The following is an 18,309-nucleotide window of genomic DNA, read 5'->3' as shown; positions in this document are numbered from 1 at the left end:
GTGGACAAGACGGGGCAAGTTCTCTGGAGACGCCAAACCCGGTTGGTGACAGAGGGTGATATAACGTGCAGCAATCCCCGGTTCCTCCCGAGCCCCCGATCTACCGGCGCATCGCCGACGGGCTTCGCGAAGCGATCCTGTCCGGCGCGCTCAGAGACGGGGACCGGCTTCCGGGCGAGAACGCCCTGATGGCCGAGCACGGCATAGCCCGCGCGACCGCCAGACAGGCCCTGTCCGTGTTGATCAACGAGGGCCTGGCCGTACCGAAACGCGGTTCGGGAGTCTACGTGCGGCTGTTCCGGCCGATCAGACGGCACGGCTCACGCAGGCTCGCGCAGCGGCAGTGGGGACAGGGCCAGGCGATCTGGGACTCGGACACCTCGGGGCGCCCCTACGCCGTCGACGAGGTGGAGATCGGCAGGGAGGCCGCCGAGGAGGAGGTCGCACGTGTCCTGGGCAGCGCCGAGGTGTGGGTACGGCGCAGACGCTACTCGGTCGACGGCAGGCCCGTGCAGCTGTCGGTCTCCTGCTTCCCCGCGGCTCTCGCCGAGGGCACACCGATCACCCTGCGGGACACCGGCCCCGGCGGCGTCTACGCGCGCCTGGGCGACCTCGGCCATGCCCCCGCCCACTTCACCGAGGAGGTACGGGCCCGCATGCCCCACCCCCACGAGACCGTCCAGCTCGACCTGCCCGCGGGGACCCCGGTCATCGCGATCGGCCGTGTCGCCTACACGGCGGACGGGACAGCCGTCGAGGTCAACGAGATGGTGCTGGACGCCGCGTCCTATGTACTCCAGTACGACTTCGACGCATAGATCAAGGCGACTCGTCAAGCGATAGGTTGACCTGTCCCCCACGATCATTGATTTCTCTAGAGAAGTGCATCACCGTCGAGAGGTGGACGTCGCGAGGGCCTGGGCGCGGGGAAGGTGCATAGATGTCATTCGATCGGCATCTGGCGGAAATCGCCCGGGAGTTTCCCGCGTGGACGATCTGGCGGAGCGACGCGGGTCGGTGGTGGGCAACCCGCCACCACCCGCTGACCTCCGCCCAGCGTGACCTCGGATGCGCGATGACCATCGACGCGGACGACCCCGAGAAGCTGCGCGAGCAGCTCCATCGTCAGCAGGACCTCTCCGAGCGGCCGGACGGCCCGGACGAGGACTCCTGAAGAGCCGCCCGGTGCCTGGTTCAGCGGATCGCGCGGCCCCGGCACCGGGCCCCCAATCGCGAAAGGCCCACGACCCATCGGGGGCGGGGGCCTTTCGCTTGATCACACCAGCTTGAATTCGCGGCCCGCACACCGGTGGGATGTGACACCACACGGACCGGGCCATCCGCCGGACGTCTCCTCGCCCGTCATGGGGCGCCCCGGACACAGGACGCCCCGCAGCGGAAGCGCTACGAGCGGGCGACGTACTCGTCGTTCCCCGTCCGGCCGCGCCGTTCCCGGCCGTCCCCGTCGTCCTCGACGATCACTCGGACGGCCTCGACGTCCGACTCGACGACGAGCAGGGTCTCCTCGTCCTGCCCGTCCCTTGCCTGGTCGGGGGTGAAGTCGGCCCTGGGGGTGAAGAAGTCCTGCCCGGAGAAGTCGCCCTCCGCGCCGTCCTGGCCGTCCTGAGCCTCGGCGGCCCCGGCGAGCTCGGGAGCCCGCGGGGCGTCCGGGGCGGGCAGGGCCTGCTGCGCGGGCGCCGGGGGCAGCACGGAGGCCTCGTCGATCAGCGGGCCCGCCGCGCCCTCGCGGTGGATCAGGTCGCCGAGGACGGCGCCCATCTCGTTGAGCCGGCGCATGACCTCGTGGTGGGTGTCGGTGAGATATGTCACCCGGCGCCCGGTCGTCTCGTCCAGGATCGTGGCGCGCTGCTGGGCCGCCGTCAGCGTGGCGTGGGCCTCGGCGTTGGCTGAGGTCACCGTGGACTCGGCCTCGGTGCGGGCGCTGTCGATCATCCGCTCGGCCTCGTGCCTGGCGGAGGTGAGGATGCGGTCGGCCTCCGCACGGGCCGAGCGCAGGGTCTCCTCGGACTCGGCGCGGGCCGCGTTGACGGTCTCCTCCGCCTCGTTGCCCGCCTGGGAGAGCATCTGCTCGGAGGCGTTCGTGGCCTCGGACACACGCCGCTCCGCCTCCTGCTGGGCGGCGTTCAGGATGCCCTCGGCCCGCTCCATGGCGGAGGTGACCATCCGCTCGGCCTCGGTGGCGGCGTCGTCGCGGAGCTTGGTCGCCTCGGCGTCGGCGACCTGCCGCTTGGCGGCGGCCTCCTCCTCGCCCAGCTTCAGGATCTGGCTGAGCCGCTCGCCGAGCTCGTCGTAGTCCTGGGGGGCGTCGGAAAGCCGCCGACGAGCGTCAGCCAGCTCCGCACGACTCTGTTCCACCTGGTCGATCGCCCGTGCGAGCCGTTCCTCCAGATCGCGGACCTGGTTGCGGGTGCGGCTCATGTAGTCGTGGACCTGGCGGCGGCTGTAGCCGCGCATGACGACCTCGAACGAGTCTTCATGCATCAGATCGGGAAAGCTCTCGTGCTGGTTTGTCATCGCGCTACCCGTGGAGGTTGTGTTACGGAAAAGGAGACGTCAGGAGACGACTTTCCTGCTTACTGCCCAAGACCGCAACCGGAACGCGCCACCGGCCGCCGAAATATCGGGCATCCGGCCCCCTCGTACCATCGATGCATGAACGCCTCCCCCTACGTCGCGGCCCTCGACGGCGACGCGACCCCCCTGATCCACCCCGAGGCCTACGTCGCCCCCGGAGCCGTGATCGTCGGCCGGGTACGGCTCGGCCGCGCCGCCAACGTCTGGTACGGCTCGGTCCTGCGCGGCGACGACGAACTCATCGAGGTCGGCGAGGAATGCAACATCCAGGACCTGTGCTGCCTGCACGCCGATCCGCGTGAGCCCGCCGTGCTTGAGGACCGGGTCAGCCTCGGGCACAAGGCGATGGTGCACGGGGCGCACGTGGAGACGGGGGCTCTCATCGGCATCGGGGCGATCGTGCTCGGCGGGGCCAGGATCGGCGCGGGCTCGCTGGTGGCCGCCGGAGCGCTGGTCGGGCCGGGCAAGCGGATCCCGGCCGGGGTGCTCGTCGCCGGGGTCCCGGGCAGGGTCGTCCGCGAGCTGACCGACGAGGACCGCGCCTCCTTCGCCCGCACGCCGGACAACTACGTGGCCAAGGCCGCCAGGCATCGGGCCGCGGCCGTCGTCCAGCCCGTCTGAGCGGCCCGTGGCCGTTGTAGGGCGCCCGCCGGGGGTGGATGGGTAACATGACCGCCGTGCGGCACTGGGACGGGTTTGACGCCATCGAGAGGGATCTGCGTGCCCTCGTGGGCGATCCCCGGTGGGGGACGCTGCCCCCCGTCGCCCGCGCCGAGGCCGTCTCCTCACGCGTCCTGGCCACCCCGGACGGGGGGCGCTGGCTGTTCGGCGCGCGCGCCCGGTGGTACCGCCAGGACCCGGCCGACGGCCGCTGGCACCTGACGGCCCCGCCCGCCGATCCGGCCCTGCGCACGGGCGCCCAGGTGGTGCGGACGCCCTCGCTGGTCCCGCCGCAGCTGGTCCCCGGCATCCACGACCTCACCGCCGACCGTGGCTCGGTGCAGGGGTTCGTCGGCCCCGACGTGCCGTACGAGATCACCGAGCGGCTGCGCGACCTGGTCGTCTCCCAGCGGGGCAGGCGCGTCCAGGACTTCCCGCTCACCGGTCCCTTCACCGAGTTCTTCGCCGGGGAGGTCCCCAGCCCCGTCGCCGCGATCTGGGGCACGCTCATGTGGTGCGCCTACGCGCCCGCCTTCGACGGCAACGAGGTGCTGCTGTCGATGTTCGGCGAGTTCCTCGCCCGCCCGCTGCCCGGCGACGAGTGGGTGCGCTGGCTGCCTCCGGCCTCGCTGGCCGACCTGGCGGCCCTGTACGGCGAGCGGGTCAGGGCCGGCCACCCGGAGGCGGGCCTGCGGCTGGTGGCGTTGATGGCGGACACGGCCGCGACCATCAGGTACGACGCGCGCTTCCGGCCCAGGGCCGACGTCCTGCTGGCCATGATCGACCCGGTGCTGCGCCGTACCGGGCCTGACCCGTCGGTGGCGCACTACGGCGACGACGCGGTACGGCAGGCGTGGCTGGCGCGGTGCCCGCCGCACGTGACGCTGCCCGACGACTCCCCGGGGGAGCACTTCCAGCACGCGATCTACGACCTGGTGGGGACGCTGGGGTTCCTGGTGCCGAAGGGCGCCGAGCCGCGGGCGGTCGCGGCCTCGCTGCTGGCCGCCGACCTGTCGGCCTTCGGGCCCAGGGCGGCCGACCCGCTCTATCCGTGGCTCGATCCCGAGTTACGGCACATCCTCCACGTGGTGCTCTCCGACCCCTCGCATCCGTTACGGGGGTGCTGGCCCCGCTCGGGCAGGCTGCCCTCCGCGCTCAACCCACCCGACAGGGCGGGGGCCGCGGCCTTCCTGGGGGCCGCCTACGCCATGGGGCTGGCGTGGTGCAACCTGACCGGAACACCGGTGCCCGAGCGGGGGTTCACCACGGCCGCCGCGGTCGTGCACCGTCTGACGCACGAACGTGACGATCCCGTCCCGGGCACCTCGGGAACCTTCCCGCGTCACTTCTGACACGGTTCAGCGCGATTAACTCACAGATTTAGTTATTTCACTCCCGTCACTGCCGTATCCCTTGGACCCCATATATATCTGGCAATTTGCTGAATTGTGATCTCAAAATCGGGAAACGATCCCGTTGGGGCTGTGGTGGTGTCGTGAGGAATGGTCCCGATGGGCCATGGGCACGAAAGTCCGCCCACCGTAACCTCGGAGAGGGTGTGGGCTGCGGAAGGAAGGACGACGCGGTGGGGCACGACGACCTGGACTCAAGGGTCCACGACCGTGTCGCGTTGGACGAGATCGCGCTCTACGCGGAGGTGCTGAGCGCCGTTGCCACCAGCGAACGGCCGCTCACCTTGGCGGAGCTCGACAACGCGCTCGGATTGAGCGCCTCGGCTGTTTGCTGAGGCCGATGAGAGAACCATCTGAACGACCTAGTCCCGGACTCCCCCTTCGGAGTCCGGGACGTAGTTCGTGAAGGGGTCCTGTGACTAGTTATGACCGGACGAGCCTGGCGATCGCCGCCGAGGCCTCTTTGATCTTCTCCTGGGCCTCGGGTCCGCCGGAGTTGACCGCGTCGGCGACGCAGTGCGAGATGTGGTCCTCCAGGAGGCCGAGCGCCACCGCCTGGAGCGCCCGCGTCGCGGCCGACACCTGGGTCAGCACGTCGATGCAGTAGGCATCCTCATCGACCATCCGCTGCAGGCCTCTGATCTGTCCCTCGACCCGCCGCAGCCTGGTCAGATAGGCCTGCTTGTCTCCGCTGTAGCCATGCATGTCCCAACGGTACCCGTGTCGCGCCCGACGGGAAGAGGCCGTGATCGAGCACTTGTCCCGCCGTGGACGGCCTTCAGGAAGAGGAGGAGGTCAGCAGCCTCTCCCACTGTTCGGCGACCACGGGCGCCGTGTGGACCGCGGCCGCCCCGAGCGCGCCGGCGGCGAGTTCCCTGCGCCGCCGTTCGTCGTCGATGAGCGCCAGCAGCGCGCCCGCGTAGGCCTCGATCTCGGCGCCCCCCTCGGCCACCAGGACCCCGCTGCGCCCCTCGACCACGAACTCGCCGGGCCCGCTCGGGCTGTCGAAACCGATCACCGGCACCCCGCTGGCCATCGCCTCGATCACCGTCATGCCGGGCGTCTGCGGCGTCTCGGCCCGCGAGGTCACCGCGACGATCGACGCCTTGGCGAACTCGCCGCTCAGGTCGGAGGTCGTGCCCATGAAGTAGACGTGGTTGTGCAGGTTCAGGTCCTGGACCAGGGAGCGCAGCCGCCGCTCCTCCGGGCCGCCGCCGTACAGGCGCAGGCGCCAGTCGGGGCGCTTGTCGGCGACGACGGCGAAGGCTCGGATCAGCCGGTCGTAGGCCTTGACCGGCACCCAGCGCCCGCCCGCGGCCACGATGCGGTTGTCCATGCGGGAGCGCGGCCACGGCCCCGCGGGCAGCGCGTCGGGGATCAGCCTGACGTCGGCGCCGCCGTGCAGGAGGTGGTCCCAGTCCTGCCTGCCCCGCTCGGTCGCGGCGACGACGGCGTCGAGCCGGGGGTAGAACTTCGTGATCGGCCCCGGCGGGGAGGGCCGTCCCCACTCGCGGGCGACGCGTACGGTCTCCCGGGGGACGTGCCGGGCGACCTGGACGCTCAGGCCGGGCCTGGTCGAGACGACCGCGTCGGTCCGCAGGGCGCGCAGCCGCCGCCACAGGGCGACCTCGGCGTGCACCTGTCCCCTGGGCAGCAGGTGCCGCACACCGGGCCGGTCGTCGACGACCCAGGACAGCCGCACCTTGGCGGAGATCGGGAAGAACGGCCTGTCGCGGTGGCGCCGTACGCTGAGGATCTCCACCTCGTGGCGCTCGGCCAGTTCACCGGCGAGGTTGACCACGGACCTGACGTCTCCGCGCATGCCACAGATCGAGGGCACCAGCAGGCAGATCCTCATCCACCGACCTCGATCGTGAGCTCGTCGTCGGCGGTGTAGCGGGGGCGGATCGGCACCCCGTCCACCCGGGTGGCCGGGTAGTGCAGGCGGCGGCGCTTGCCGTTCACGTCGTCGAGCCGGGAGGCCAGGCGCAGCGGGGCGGACAGGCCGTCGATCTCCAGTGAGGGCGCCCAGGCCGTCGGCTGGGTGGGGTCTCCGGCCACCACGTCGCACAGGTCGCACAGGGAGAGCGCGGCGTGGAAGCGCACCCCCTGGACGGTCGCGGCCGCGGTCAGCGCGGAGCCGGAGGCGTCGTGGCGCAGCGAAAGGCGCGCCTCGTGCCGGGACTCGTCGTCGTCGAGGCCGGTGAAGGCCAGCAGGCCGGTGACCTCGAAGCGGCCCTCACGGAACCAGACCGCGCGGACCTCGGCGACCGGCTCCGCCTCGTCGATCTTCAGGGCCAGGAAGCCGTTGCGGGTCCGGTAGGCCCGGTAGGACATCGTGCGCCTGCTCAGCGCGTAGGCGTCGATGTGGTCCAGGGAGAAGCCGGGGTCGACGCTGTGCAGCCTGGTCCGTGACCCGTCCTGGTTGAGGTAGGTGTCCCAGCGGCCGGGGCTGAGCGGCAGCGGGGCCAGGGAGAAGGCGAGCGTCGCGTCACGCGCCCCGGCTCCCGTCGCCCCCAGTGCCAGCGTGTGCTCGACGGCCGTGCCCCGCTGACGCAGGACCAGCTCACTGCCCTCACTGAGCGGTTCGTCGATGGCCAGGCGGAGGGACAGGACGTCGGCCAGGGTGACCTCGGCATCGGTTACGACGACATGCACCGTTAGCCCCCTCCCCGTCGAACGGCTGCCGCGACGTTGAGATTACCGTGATTTTTCTGTTATAGACAGGATAAGTTTCCGACCATCTGTCCTTTTCGCGCAATCTTGACCCCATGTCAGGTACGGCCCGCAAGTCGCAGGCCGTACCTGGACGGCGAAACCGGGGTTCCGGCCTACCCCTTGATGGACTTGATCAGCAGCTGGGAGACGTCGACGACCTCAAGCGTCTCCTTGGCCTCGCCGGCGTTCTTCTTCTCGTTGATCGAGTCGCCCAGCATGACCAGGCAGAACGGGCAGGCGGTCGAGATGGTGTCCGGGTCGGTGGTCAGCGCCTCGTCGACCCGCTCGGTGTTGATGCGCTTGCCGATCCGCTCCTCCATCCACATCCGCGCGCCGCCCGCGCCGCAGCAGAAGCCCCGCTCCTTGTGCCGGTGCATCTCCTGCGCCTTGACGCCGGGGACCTTGGCCATGATGTCGCGCGGCTGGGAGTACACCTTGTTGTGGCGTCCGAGGAAGCAGGGGTCGTGGTAGGTGATCTTCTCCTCGATCGGCGTGACCGGGACCAGCTTGCCCTCGTCGACGAGCTTGGCCAGCAGCTGGGTGTGGTGCACGACCTCGTAGGTGCCACCGAGCTGCGGATACTCGTTGGCGAGGGTGTTGAAGCAGTGCGGGCAGGTCGCGACGATCTTCTTGACCCCGGCCTCGTTGAGCGTCTCGATGTTCTGCTTGGCCAGCATGTCGAAGAGGTACTCCATGCCCAGGCGGCGGGCCGGGTCTCCGGTGCAGGCCTCCATCGGGCCGAGCACCGCGAACTTCACCCCCGCGATGTGCAGCAGCTCGGCGACCGCCTTGGTGGTCTTCCTCGCCCGGTCCTCAAGGGCTCCGGCGCAGCCGACCCAGAAGAGGTACTCGGTGTCCTCGGGCATCTTCTCGTCGACGAGCTGGATCTCGATGGGGTCGTCCTCGCGCCCGGCCAGCTCCTCGATCCAGTCGGCCCGCTTCATCTCGGACATCCCCCACGGGTTGCCCTTGTTCTCCAGGTTCCTGACCATGACGCCGGCCTCGGACGGGAAGTTCGACTCCACCATCGCCTGGTAGCGGCGCATGTCCAGGATGTGGTCGATGTGCTCGATGTCCACCGGGCACTGCTCGACGCAGGCGCCACAGTTGGTGCAGGACCACAGCACGTCGGGGTGGATGACGCCGTCCTCACCGACCAGCGGCTTGTCCAGCAGGGCCAGCACGTCCTCGTGCAGGTCGGCGCGCTGCTCCTGGGTCGCCGACAGGTACGGCGCGATCTTGAAGGCGTGGTCGCGCTGGTCGATGATGAGCATCTTCGGCGACAGCGGCTTGTCGGTGTTCCACGCCGGGCACTGCGACTGGCAGCGTCCGCACTCGGTGCAGGTGTAGAAGTCGAGGAAGCCCTTCCAGGTGGTGTCCTCGACCTTGCCCCGGCCGAGCCGGTCACCGTCGAGGTCCTCGTCCTCGAAGTCGACGACCTTGCCGTCGATCCGCAGCGGCTGGGCGGGGCCGTTGCCGTCGGGGCGGCGGGAGAACAGCACGTTCAACGGCGCGGTGAAGATGTGCAGGTGCTTGGAGTTCACCACGATGATCAGGAAGACCAGCATGACGCCGATGTGCAGCAGCAGTCCGACGCCTTCGAGGACCTCGTTGGCCGTCTCACCCAGCGGGTGCAGCAGCGCCGCGGTGGCCTCGGAGGCGAACGCGCCCGAGGCGTAGGGCAGGTTGCCGGTGTTGTGGGCGGCCCCCCTGAACAGGAACATCGTCCAGATCACGTTGAAGATCATGAAGAGGACGAGCCAGGCTCCGCCGAGGTGCGAACCGGAGAAGCGGGACTTGCGGCCCAGCTTCTTCGGCGAGTTCCTCACCCTGATGACCGCGAAGACGACCAGGCCGACCAGGGCCGCGACCGCGATGAAGTCCTGCAGGAAGCCGAGCACCGGCCAGGTCCCGATGATCGGGATGTGGAAGTCGGGCGTCCCGGTGATCGCGCCCTGGATCAGCGTGCCGTACGCCTCCAGGTAGACGGTCGCCAGGATGAAGAAGGCCCACATGACGAAGAAGTGGGCGGTGCCCGAGGTGGTCCACTTCAGCAGTTTCCGCTGACCGAAGACCTCGACGAGCTGCGCCTTGATCTCGGTGCCGACGTTGTCCCTGGCGTACTCGATCCGCTCGGGGGCCGGTGCCCCCACGGTGGCGAGTTTGTAGAGGAACAACACACGACGCGCGGCGAGCGCGAGCGCGACGGCGGTCATGATCAGCCCGATGATCGCTACCCAGAGCACGGGTCCTCCCACAGACGGCGGTGGCTGTCAGGCGTACGACCGCGGCCCGTCCACGGTTGCGACGGATCGTCCCGCGCCGCCGCGATGCCGTGCGACGGACGGCGACGCACGACGACCATGGCCACCATACGGTCAACCTGTCCTGTAGAACAATAATCTGTCCACCGGACCGCATCAGGACACGGGGTCGAGATACCCCTGGATCGTGGGCGCGAGCAGCCCGACCAGCTCCTTGACGTCGACCGAGGCGATCGGCTCCAGCCTGAGCACGTAACGGGCCAGCACCACGCCGAACATCTGGGCGAAGGCCAGCTCCATCCTGATCGGGGGGATGTCCAGCGCCTGCGCCACCCTGTCGACCAGGGCGTGCGTCATGAACTCACGGATCAGGGTGGCCATCTGCTCGTTGGTCATCGCCGTGCGGACCAGCGCGAGCAACGGCTGGCGCGCCTGGGCGTGCGAGGTCATCGTCAGCACGAACTCGGCCAGCCGCTCCCCCATCTCCTCGCGCGGTCCGGCCAGCAGCATGGGGACCACGTCCTCGGGGTCGATCGGCAGCTCCATCGCCGCGACGAACATGCCCTCCTTGCTGGTGAAGTAGTGGTGGACCAGCGCCGGATCGACCTCGGCCCGCCGGGCGATGCCCCGCACCGTCGCCTTGTCGAAGCCCTTCTCCGCGAAGGTCTCACGGGCCGCCGCGAGGATCTGCCCACGCGTGTCGGCCGACCCCGGCCTGCGCCCGAGGCGCCGCCCGCCCCCCGTACGGCCCGCGTCCCGCCCGGTGTCCTGTTCCGTGCCCCGCTCGGCGCCCTGCCTGACGCTCCGCCCGGCGTTCCGCCCTGCGGGAGCCGTACGGCCCGCGCCCCGCCCGGTGTCCTGTTCCGCGGGGGACTGCTGCTCGGTCACCCCTTCGAGCCCGCCGTTCCCGAGCCCTTCGCCCCCGACGCGTGCGAGGGGGCCAGGTGCCGCCGCGCGAAGGCCAGCGCCTCGGCGAGGTCGTCGATCCGCTCGGTACGGCCGCTCGCCTTGCGCGTGTTAATCTCCAGCACGACGAGGCCGTCGTAGCCGTTGCCCGCCATGCGCTCCAGGATCTCCGCGCACGGCTGGTTGCCCCGCCCGGGGACCAGGTGCTCGTCCTTGTTGGCCACCCCGAGCCCGTCGGCCAGGTGCAGGTGGGCCAGCCTGTCGCCAAGCTTGTTGAACATCTCCCTGGCGTCGACACCGGAGACCGCGGTGTGCGACAGGTCCAGGGTGACCTGGGGGAAGTCGTAGTCGATCGGGTTCCACCCGGGAGAGTAGGGGACCACCTCGTTGCCCCTGGCCTTCAGCGGGAACATGTTCTCCACCGCGAAGACCACGTCGGTCTCCTCGCGCATCCTGGCCAGGCCGACCTCGAACTCGCGGGCGTAGTCACGCTGCCAGCGGAAGGGCGGGTGCACCACGACCGTCCTGGCGCCGACGCGCTCCGCGGCCCGCTGCGCCCGCTGGAGCTTGACCCACGGGTCCTTGCCCCACACCCGCTGGGTGACCAGCAGACACGGCGCGTGGATCGCCAGGATCGGCAGCTGGTAGTGGTCACTGAGCCGTTCGAGCACGTCGACGTCCTGGCTGACCGGGTCGGCGCCGACCATGATCTCGACGCCGTCGTATCCCAGCCGGGCCGCCAGCTCGAAGGCGTCAGGGGTGCGTTCCGGGTACACCGACGCCGTGGACAGGGCGATCTTCGCGGTGGATGCTCGGGTAACGCTCATACGGATTCCTCGCCTCCCGGCCAGAGCTCGCGTGAGCGGGTCCCCCTACCGCCGTCGGTTCTCTCACTCACGTTGCCAGCCTAAGCGCGCTCGGGGAACGATGGCGTATCGCCCGCTTGACGTGGCGCGGATCACCCGGGCACCGTCGCTACGGTTGGGGGCATGCCGCGGTTTGCCAAGGGCGCCATTCCCAGCCCGAACATCTGGAACACCCCGCAGATCTACGAGCTGGAGAACCGCGCCGTCGATCCCGAGGGGGTCGCCGACGCCGCGATGGCCGCCGTCAGGCCGCTGACCGGCGCGACGGTCGTGGACATCGGCTGCGGGACGGGCTACCACCTGCCGTCCCTGTCCGCGCGGGCCGCCCGGGTGGTCGGCGTCGAGCCGCACGACGACCTGGTCGAGCTGGCCAGACGCCGCTGCCGCTCCCTGCCGAACGTGGACGTGCGCCGGGGAACCGCCCAGGACCTGCCGCTCCCCGACGCCTCGGCCGACGTGGCCGTCGCCCGCTGGGCCTACTTCTTCGGCCCCGGCTGCGAACCCGGCCTGAAGGAGCTGTCCCGGGTCGTACGGCGCGGCGGCACGGCCTTCGTCATCGACCTGGACGCCACCCGCGGCGCCTTCGGCCGCTGGTTCAGCGCCTCGCTCCCGTCCTATTCCTCCGCCTCCGTCGAGGAGTTCTGGCGGCGCAACGGCTGGCACACCCGGCCTCTCGACCTGCGCATGGCCTTCGAGCGCCGAGCCGACCTCGAAGCCGTGCTCCGCATCGAGTTCACGCCGGAGGTCGCGGCGCGGGCCATCGCGGAGACGTCCGGGGTGGAGCTCGAATACCCCAACCTCCTGCGCTGGAAGCGGTTCTGACCTCGCCGGGAATGCGTTCCCCCGGTCCGGGGCTTGACCCTGACACTGACGTCAACGTTTACCGTGGCGCCGTAAGGAGGACCGGATGCGGATCGGGGAGCTCGCCAGACGGGCCGGGGTCAGCCCCAGGGCGCTGCGTTACTACGAGCAGCAGGGGCTGATCAGGGCTCGGCGGACGGCGAACGGCTACCGGGAGTACAGCGAGGCGGATCTCAAGCTCGTCACCGAGATCAGGTCGCTGCTCACGGTCGGGTTCACCCTGGAGGACGCCAAGCCGTTCGTGGCCTGCCTTCGGGCGGGGCACGAGTCGGGGGCCGACTGTCCCGAGTCCGTCGAGGTCTACCGGCGCAAGCTGGCCGAGATCGACGACGAGATCCGCGCGCTACTGGTCCGAAGGGCCGAGGTCGCCGGACAGTTGTCCACGGCCTGCCCCGGATGCGTGCTGACGAAACGGGAGTAGAAATGATCACCCTGACCGCGGAGAACTTCGCAGAACAGGTGCTGGAGAGCGACAAGCCCGTCCTGGTCGACTTCTGGGCCGAGTGGTGCCCGCCGTGCCGCATGATCGCGCCGGTCCTCGACGAGATCGACGCCGAGTACGGCGACCGCGTCACGATCGCCAAGATCAACTCCGACGACCACCCCGAGATCAGCGCCAGGTACGGCGTGCTCGGACTGCCCACGCTCAACCTCTACAAGAACGGCGAGGTCGTCAAGCAGGTCGTGGGCGCCAAGCCCAAGCGCCTGCTCCTGGCCGAGCTCGAAGGCCACATCTGAGCCCGTGGGGCCCTTCCCGGTGATCCACAGGGAAGGACCCCACGACTCAGGCGGGGACCGAGCCGCCCCAGAACCCGCAGCACCGCCTGCGCATGGCCGGCCTCCTCGCCCGCGCCCGGGACACGACGGGTGAAGTTGTCGGTCGGGACCGGTAGCCTCGCGGCCATGGCAAAGAGGGTCGGCTATCGCTGTGGTGAGTGCGGTTGGCAGACCGCCAAGTGGGTCGGTCGCTGCGGCGAGTGCCAGGCCTGGGGCACGGTCGAGGAGGAGACCGCGCGCGGCGGCGTCAACGTGGCCTCCGCGGGCGCCGTCTCCGCCCCCGCCGTCCCGATCGGCGAGGTCAAGGCCGAGGTCGCGCAGGCCCGCAGCACCGGGGTCGGCGAGCTCGACCGGGTGCTCGGCGGCGGCCTGGTCCCCGGCGCGGTCGTGCTGCTGGCCGGAGAGCCCGGCATCGGCAAGTCCACACTCCTGCTTGAGGCGGCGGCCAAGATCGCGCGCCAGCAGACCGTCCTCTACATCACCGGTGAGGAGTCGGCCTCCCAGGTGCGGCTCAGGGCCGACCGGATCGGCGCGATCCAGGACCGCCTCTACCTCGCGGCCGAGACCGACCTGGCCGCGCTGGTCGCCCATGTGGAGAAGGTCCAGCCCGACATGCTCGTCGTCGACTCGGTGCAGACGATCGGCTCGACCCTGGCCACCGGCGTCCCCGGCGGTGTCACCCAGGTCAGAGAGGTCGCGGGAAACGTGATCAGGCTGGCCAAGGAGCGCGGCATGTCCACGGTGCTGGTCGGCCACGTCACCAAGGAGGGCTCCATCGCGGGCCCCAGGACGCTTGAGCACCTGGTCGACGTCGTGCTCCACTTCGAGGGCGACCGCCACTCCCGGCTCCGCATGGTCCGCGCGATCAAGAACCGGTACGGTCCCGTCGACGAGGTCGGCTGCTTCGACCTGCACGAGAACGGCATCGAGGGCATCGCCGACGCCAGTGGCCTGTTCGTCTCCCACCGCAACGACCCGGTCCCCGGCACGTGCGTGACCGTCACCCTTGAGGGCACCCGCCCGCTGCCCGCCGAGGTCCAGGCCCTGGTCGCGCGGACCGAGGCCCAGCAGCCGCGCCGCTCCTCCTCCGGGCTCGACACCTACCGCGTGACGATGGTGCTCGCCGTGCTCGAACGGCGGCTCAACGCCAAGCTCGGCGGCTGCGACGTGTTCACCGCGACCGTCGGCGGCATCAAGCTCAGCGACCCCGCGGTCGACCTGTCGGTGATGCTCGCCGTCGCCAGCGCCGCCGGGGACAAACCGCTGCCCCCCGGCCTGGTCGTGCTCGGCGAGGTCGGCCTGGCCGGTGAGCTCCGCCCGGTCCGCGACGTACGGCGCCGCCTGTCGGAGGCCGCCAGGCTCGGCTTCACCCGCGCCCTGGTCCCCTCCGGGTCCCTCGACTCGGGCAAAAGGCGCAACGGCGACCGCACCCTGGTCCCGGTCGGCGGCCGGGGCACATCCTTCATGCCAGGTTTCGATGTCGTTGAGGCGGAAAACGTCTGGGACGCCCTCACTCATGTCACTTAGAAGAGGCGATCCGGTGATTCCGGACTCGGGGGAACCTTCGCCGGTAAGCTAGACCTTATACGCGGACCACGGGGGTCATGTGGCAGCCACCTACAAAGGACTCGACGAACAAGGACTCGACGAACGCCGCAGAAGTGTCCTGGCCGCGGTCGCGCCGGGCACCGAGCTGCGCGACGGCCTGGAACGCATCCTTCGCGGCCACACCGGCGGTCTCATCGTGCTGGGCTACGACAGCACGGTCGAGGCGATCTGCAGCGGCGGATTCGAGCTGGATGTCGAGTTCTCCGCCACCCGACTGCGCGAACTGGCCAAGATGGACGGCGCCATCGTGCTGAGCTCCGACGACCACAAGATCGTCCGAGCCGCGGTGCACCTGATGCCCGACCCGTCCATCCCCACCGACGAGTCGGGCACCCGGCACCGTACGGCCCAGCGCGTCGCCGTGCAGACATCCCTTCCCGTGATCTCCCTCAGCAAGTCCATGCGGATCATCGCCCTCTACCTGGGCGGCATCCGCCATGTGCTGGAGGAGTCGGCGGTGATCCTGTCGAAGGCCAACCAGGCGCTGGCCACTCTGGAGCGATACAAACTCCGGCTCGACGAGGTCTCGGGCACGCTGTCCGCCCTGGAGATCGAAGACCTGGTGACCGTCCGCGACGTGGCCGTGGTCGCCCAGCGCCTGGAGATGGTCCGGCGCATCTCCAACGAGATCGCCGGCTACGTGGTCGAGCTCGGCACCGACGGCCGACTCCTCTCCCTGCAGCTCAACGAGCTGGTCGCCGGGACCGAGAGCGACCGTGAGCTGATCGTGCGCGACTACCTCCCCATCTCGGCACGACGTCCGCGCCGCTTCGCCGACGCCCTGCACGACCTCGACCAGCTCTCCTCCGACGGCCTGCTCGACCTGACGGCCGTCGCGCACGTGCTCGGCCAGTCGGGTACCGACGTCCTGGAGAGCCCGGTCAGCCCCCGTGGCTACCGGCTGCTGGCCAAGGTGCCCCGCCTGCCCGTGACGGTCGTCGACCGCCTGGTCGACCAGTTCGGCAGCCTGCAGAAGCTCCTGGCCGCCAGCATCGGCGACCTGCAGGAGGTCGGCGGCGTCGGCGAGGCCAGGGCCCGGCACATCCGCGAGGGCCTGTCCCGCCTGGCCGAGTCGTCCATCCTGGAACGTTACGTCTGACCCGCCCTCCCAGGGTTCCACCGCGAACCGGCCCTCAAGCCGGTGCGTGCCTCGGCGATCTCAGGTGGGAAGACGGTAGGTCCCGTCGTCGAGGACCTCCGCCAGCCCGTCGGCGACCAGGCCGTCCAGCGCGCGCTCCCGCTGCGGGGCGTCGTCCCAGACCACGTCGAGAGCGTCCTTGGGGACGGGCTCGTGGGCCTGACGGAGTACGGCCAGCAGCCGCCCCCGGCACTGACGGTCCGTACCCGCGTAGGTCTGCCCCTTACGCGCCGGTCCCTCGTAGGGCGGTTTGCCCGCCAGCCGCCAGGCGCACAGGCCGACGACCGGGCAGTCGGCGCAGCGAGGGGCGCGAGCCGTACAGACCAGGGCGCCGAGTTCCATCACGGCCACCGCCCAGACCGGGGCGTCCTCCTCCCCGGGCAGCAGCGAGGCGGCGAGCTTGCGCTCGACGGGCGTGGTGGCCTTCGGGGGATACTCCTCCCCCCGCACGGCCCGCGCGAGGACCCTGCGCACGTTGGTGTCCAGCACGGCGTATCGCCCCCGGAAGGCGAAACTGGCCACCGCGGCGGCGGTGTACTCGCCGATACCGGGCAACGTCAGCAGGGTCGCGTGGTCGGAGGGCACCTCCCCGCCGTGCTCGTCGGTGATCACCCTGGCGCAGGCGTGCAGGTTGAGGGCACGCCGTGGATACCCAAGACGCCCCCAGTGCCGTACGGCCTCGCCCGGCGGTTCCTTGGCCAGGGCCGCGGGCGTCGGCCAGCGCTCCATCCACTCCGTCCAGATGGGAAGCACCCTGACCACCGGAGTCTGCTGCAGCATGATCTCGCTGACCAGGATCGACCAGGGGGAGGCGTCCTCGGCCCGCCATGGAAGGTCACGCGCGTTGTCGGCGTACCAGGAGAGGACAGGCTCCAACAGGAGGTTCGACTCGGGCACTCTCCGACGATAGTGCCGTTCCGGACGTGCTTCGCCGCCTTCGCCGGACCCCGCCCTCCGAAACGACGACCAGAGCGGCGGGTCGCCCTTCACGGCCCACGGAGAGTCACCATACTGTGCGTATGGATCCGGACACTTTCCGTAGTGATATAGGAGTGGACGTCTACTGGCGGCGGCGGATGGTCGCGCTCCTCGGTGTGCTCATGGTGGTCGCCCTGGTGGCATGGGCCTGCTCGGCAGGCGGACAGGACGACGGCCCCCGGGCGAACGGCACGGCCACCGGGTCCCCGTCACCGGATCCGGTCCTGGCGCTTCTGCCCGCGGTGACGATCACCCCGACGCCTCCCTCCCCACGGTCCCCCGAGGCCACCCCCTCCCCGAAGGCCGCCGTCGTCAAGGCGAAGCCCAAGGTCCAGATCAGGCGTCCCGGCCAGACCTGCGACCCGTCCGACCTGGTCCTGGACATACGCGGACGGAGCGAGGTCTACCCCGGGGGCAGCCGGCCCCAGTTCATCGTCACGCTGGTGAACACCAACAAGGTGATGTGCACCGCCGACGTGGGGGCACGGGCGCTTGAGGTCCGCATCACCTCGGGCGACGACCGGATCTGGTCGTCCGCCGACTGCGTCAGCGGAGAGGCCGAGGAGATTCGCCGGCTCGACCGGGGCATCCCGTACGTCCGGCAGATCGACTGGAACCGGCACCGTTCCGGCAGCGACTGCTCAGCCCATCGCCCCGCCGCCAAGGCCGGAACCTATGTGGCCATGGTCCGCACTCCCGACCTCAAGAGCCACAAGGCCGTCTTCCACCTCCGCTGACCTGCCCTTCCCCCCATTACAGTTTCCGAGGCTTTTGCAACGCGGTTTCTCGGGGCTCACATCTTGGGATTCCGGGGCCGTACCGCGGTTTTTCCTGACCCGTCTACTTCTTCAGGACTTTTCCTGACCTGATAGGCCCACACCACCGCCCGCTTCTCAACCCGCCTCGGATTCCTCTAATTCACACCACCCAGATCGGTTTTCTCGGTTCTTCCGCATAGCCTTTTCCGGCCTTCACCTGGCGTGCCCTCTCCACACTCACACGCGGTTTCACCCTCCCGCGCCCAGGCCACGAACTCCCCCTGAAGCCCACCATCCGCCTCACGGACCACGCTCCGCCCAGCCCACACCCCGCAGACCCGCAGCTCCCCAAACCGAGCCGTGGCCCTTCCCCGACTCCGTCCCGGGCCCCCTATCCATGCCGCAGACCCACCGGGCTGTGGGTTTCCCCTGGCCTCGTCCTGGCTCCCGCTGTACGCACCGAGGGTGGCGGCCTGGTCCGACATGATCACTACCGAAGAACCGTTGACTTCGTCTGCCCAGCGCCCTCCAGCCCGCTGAAGCAACCCGCGCGACCCCCACCCGGGACCAACCACCGCAGCTGAAGCCCCTACGCGGAAAGGAGCGCATGGCTGAGCTGAACCAGCACGAGCCCAACGAAACCCGGCCCATGCGCGCCAAAGGCAGTTCCGGCACCTTTCAACGCCCGAACCAAGGAAATTGGGCCTGTTGCCCTCGGTGCTCCCACCACCTGAGCCGAGGAAGCCGACGAACCCTCCCCACACCAGG

At 70.0% G+C, this 18,309-nt stretch carries 19 protein-coding genes; 11 read left to right on the top strand and 8 right to left on the bottom strand.

Translation table 11 applies throughout. The annotated features are described in order from the left end of the window. Positions 1-65: 65 nt before the first annotated feature. A complete protein-coding gene (locus ACIBVQ_RS29060; RefSeq protein ID WP_399181311.1) occupies positions 66-818 on the top strand; it encodes a GntR family transcriptional regulator in 753 nt (250 codons plus the stop codon). A gap of 122 nt (positions 819-940) precedes the next feature. Beyond that, the gene (locus ACIBVQ_RS29055; RefSeq protein WP_352014084.1) at positions 941-1,174 is read left to right on the top strand and encodes a hypothetical protein; all 234 of its coding nucleotides are present in this window, start codon (positions 941-943) and stop codon (positions 1,172-1,174) included. Between the two features lie 230 nt (positions 1,175-1,404). Here ACIBVQ_RS29055 and ACIBVQ_RS29050 read toward each other — a convergent pair whose 3' ends face one another. Beyond that, entirely contained in the window at positions 1,405-2,502 is a 1,098-nt protein-coding gene (locus tag ACIBVQ_RS29050) for a hypothetical protein (RefSeq protein WP_399181308.1), read from the bottom strand. Positions 2,503-2,673: 171 nt separating this feature from the next. Between ACIBVQ_RS29050 and ACIBVQ_RS29045 the strand changes: the two genes are divergently transcribed. From ACIBVQ_RS29045 to ACIBVQ_RS29035, 3 genes are all read left to right on the top strand, one after another. After that, positions 2,674-3,216 carry a gamma carbonic anhydrase family protein gene (locus ACIBVQ_RS29045; RefSeq protein WP_352014086.1) on the top strand — a complete coding sequence of 181 codons (543 nt, stop codon included), beginning with the start codon at positions 2,674-2,676 and terminating at the stop codon, positions 3,214-3,216. Positions 3,217-3,263: 47 nt separating this feature from the next. Further along, complete coding sequence (locus ACIBVQ_RS29040) at positions 3,264-4,607, top strand: hypothetical protein (protein ID WP_352014087.1); 1,344 nt, start codon at positions 3,264-3,266, stop codon at positions 4,605-4,607. A 206-nt stretch (positions 4,608-4,813) separates the two neighbouring features. Then, positions 4,814-5,002 carry a hypothetical protein gene (locus ACIBVQ_RS29035; RefSeq protein ID WP_352014157.1) on the top strand — a complete coding sequence of 63 codons (189 nt, stop codon included), beginning with the start codon at positions 4,814-4,816 and terminating at the stop codon, positions 5,000-5,002. An 88-nt stretch (positions 5,003-5,090) separates the two neighbouring features. Here the strand turns inward: ACIBVQ_RS29035 and ACIBVQ_RS29030 are convergent, their stop codons facing one another. From ACIBVQ_RS29030 to ACIBVQ_RS29005, 6 genes are all read right to left on the bottom strand, one after another. Continuing rightward, positions 5,091-5,372 (bottom strand): metal-sensitive transcriptional regulator, encoded by a 282-nt coding sequence (locus ACIBVQ_RS29030; RefSeq protein WP_352014088.1) that lies wholly within the window; start codon positions 5,370-5,372, stop codon positions 5,091-5,093. A 73-nt stretch (positions 5,373-5,445) separates the two neighbouring features. Then, complete coding sequence (locus tag ACIBVQ_RS29025) at positions 5,446-6,525, bottom strand: glycosyltransferase (RefSeq protein WP_352014089.1); 1,080 nt, start codon at positions 6,523-6,525, stop codon at positions 5,446-5,448. Continuing rightward, positions 6,522-7,325 carry a hypothetical protein gene (locus ACIBVQ_RS29020; protein ID WP_399181305.1) on the bottom strand — a complete coding sequence of 268 codons (804 nt, stop codon included), beginning with the start codon at positions 7,323-7,325 and terminating at the stop codon, positions 6,522-6,524. The genes ACIBVQ_RS29025 and ACIBVQ_RS29020 overlap by 4 nt, the downstream gene beginning before the upstream one ends. Positions 7,326-7,498: 173 nt before the next feature. Continuing rightward, entirely contained in the window at positions 7,499-9,631 is a 2,133-nt protein-coding gene (locus ACIBVQ_RS29015) for a heterodisulfide reductase-related iron-sulfur binding cluster (protein WP_352014091.1), read from the bottom strand. 174 nt (positions 9,632-9,805) lie between these two features. Beyond that, positions 9,806-10,537 (bottom strand): TetR family transcriptional regulator, encoded by a 732-nt coding sequence (locus tag ACIBVQ_RS29010; RefSeq protein WP_399181303.1) that lies wholly within the window; start codon positions 10,535-10,537, stop codon positions 9,806-9,808. Then, positions 10,534-11,382, bottom strand: a complete 849-nt coding sequence (locus ACIBVQ_RS29005) for a sugar phosphate isomerase/epimerase (RefSeq protein WP_352014093.1) — start codon at positions 11,380-11,382, stop codon at positions 10,534-10,536. The genes ACIBVQ_RS29010 and ACIBVQ_RS29005 overlap by 4 nt, the downstream gene beginning before the upstream one ends. Positions 11,383-11,544: 162 nt before the next feature. Between ACIBVQ_RS29005 and ACIBVQ_RS29000 the strand changes: the two genes are divergently transcribed. The 5 genes from ACIBVQ_RS29000 (at position 11,545) to disA (ending at position 15,766) form a co-directional block, all read left to right on the top strand. Beyond that, positions 11,545-12,243: a class I SAM-dependent methyltransferase gene (locus ACIBVQ_RS29000; protein WP_399181300.1), complete on the top strand. Its 699-nt coding sequence runs from the start codon at positions 11,545-11,547 to the stop codon at positions 12,241-12,243. Positions 12,244-12,328: 85 nt separating this feature from the next. Continuing rightward, positions 12,329-12,703: a MerR family transcriptional regulator gene (locus tag ACIBVQ_RS28995; protein ID WP_352014095.1), complete on the top strand. Its 375-nt coding sequence runs from the start codon at positions 12,329-12,331 to the stop codon at positions 12,701-12,703. Between the two features lie 2 nt (positions 12,704-12,705). After that, positions 12,706-13,020 carry a thioredoxin gene (gene trxA / locus ACIBVQ_RS28990; protein ID WP_352014096.1) on the top strand — a complete coding sequence of 105 codons (315 nt, stop codon included), beginning with the start codon at positions 12,706-12,708 and terminating at the stop codon, positions 13,018-13,020. Positions 13,021-13,185: 165 nt separating this feature from the next. Continuing rightward, positions 13,186-14,586: a DNA repair protein RadA gene (radA, locus tag ACIBVQ_RS28985; RefSeq protein ID WP_352014097.1), complete on the top strand. Its 1,401-nt coding sequence runs from the start codon at positions 13,186-13,188 to the stop codon at positions 14,584-14,586. 79 nt (positions 14,587-14,665) lie between these two features. Continuing rightward, complete coding sequence (disA, locus tag ACIBVQ_RS28980) at positions 14,666-15,766, top strand: DNA integrity scanning diadenylate cyclase DisA (protein WP_352014098.1); 1,101 nt, start codon at positions 14,666-14,668, stop codon at positions 15,764-15,766. A gap of 60 nt (positions 15,767-15,826) precedes the next feature. Here disA and ACIBVQ_RS28975 read toward each other — a convergent pair whose 3' ends face one another. Then, positions 15,827-16,702 (bottom strand): A/G-specific adenine glycosylase, encoded by an 876-nt coding sequence (locus tag ACIBVQ_RS28975; RefSeq protein WP_352014099.1) that lies wholly within the window; start codon positions 16,700-16,702, stop codon positions 15,827-15,829. 122 nt (positions 16,703-16,824) lie between these two features. Here ACIBVQ_RS28975 and ACIBVQ_RS28970 point away from each other — a divergent pair, with 122 nt between their 5' ends. Then, complete coding sequence (locus ACIBVQ_RS28970; RefSeq protein ID WP_399181298.1) at positions 16,825-17,520, top strand: hypothetical protein; 696 nt, start codon at positions 16,825-16,827, stop codon at positions 17,518-17,520. Positions 17,521-18,309 lie beyond the last annotated feature (789 nt).

The organism is Streptosporangium sp. NPDC049376 (assembly GCF_044466505.1).
GTDB lineage: Bacteria > Actinomycetota > Actinomycetes > Streptosporangiales > Streptosporangiaceae > Streptosporangium.
This window is presented reverse-complemented; position numbering and strand designations above follow the sequence as displayed.

Excerpts from the sequence above, each read along its gene's own strand:
- ACIBVQ_RS29055 (WP_352014084.1), top strand. The coding sequence starts at position 941 with ATGTCATTCGATCGGCATCTGGCGGAAATCGCCCGGGAGTTTCCCGCG.
- ACIBVQ_RS29050 (WP_399181308.1), bottom strand. The coding sequence starts at position 2,502 with ATGCATGAAGACTCGTTCGAGGTCGTCATGCGCGGCTACAGCCGCCGC.
- ACIBVQ_RS29045 (WP_352014086.1), top strand. The coding sequence starts at position 2,674 with ATGAACGCCTCCCCCTACGTCGCGGCCCTCGACGGCGACGCGACCCCC.
- ACIBVQ_RS29040 (WP_352014087.1), top strand. The coding sequence starts at position 3,264 with ATGACCGCCGTGCGGCACTGGGACGGGTTTGACGCCATCGAGAGGGAT.
- ACIBVQ_RS29030 (WP_352014088.1), bottom strand. The coding sequence starts at position 5,372 with ATGCATGGCTACAGCGGAGACAAGCAGGCCTATCTGACCAGGCTGCGG.
- ACIBVQ_RS29025 (WP_352014089.1), bottom strand. The coding sequence starts at position 6,525 with ATGAGGATCTGCCTGCTGGTGCCCTCGATCTGTGGCATGCGCGGAGAC.
- ACIBVQ_RS29005 (WP_352014093.1), bottom strand. The coding sequence starts at position 11,382 with ATGAGCGTTACCCGAGCATCCACCGCGAAGATCGCCCTGTCCACGGCG.
- ACIBVQ_RS29000 (WP_399181300.1), top strand. The coding sequence starts at position 11,545 with ATGCCGCGGTTTGCCAAGGGCGCCATTCCCAGCCCGAACATCTGGAAC.
- ACIBVQ_RS28995 (WP_352014095.1), top strand. The coding sequence starts at position 12,329 with ATGCGGATCGGGGAGCTCGCCAGACGGGCCGGGGTCAGCCCCAGGGCG.
- trxA (WP_352014096.1), top strand. The coding sequence starts at position 12,706 with ATGATCACCCTGACCGCGGAGAACTTCGCAGAACAGGTGCTGGAGAGC.
- radA (WP_352014097.1), top strand. The coding sequence starts at position 13,186 with ATGGCAAAGAGGGTCGGCTATCGCTGTGGTGAGTGCGGTTGGCAGACC.
- ACIBVQ_RS28970 (WP_399181298.1), top strand. The coding sequence starts at position 16,825 with ATGGATCCGGACACTTTCCGTAGTGATATAGGAGTGGACGTCTACTGG.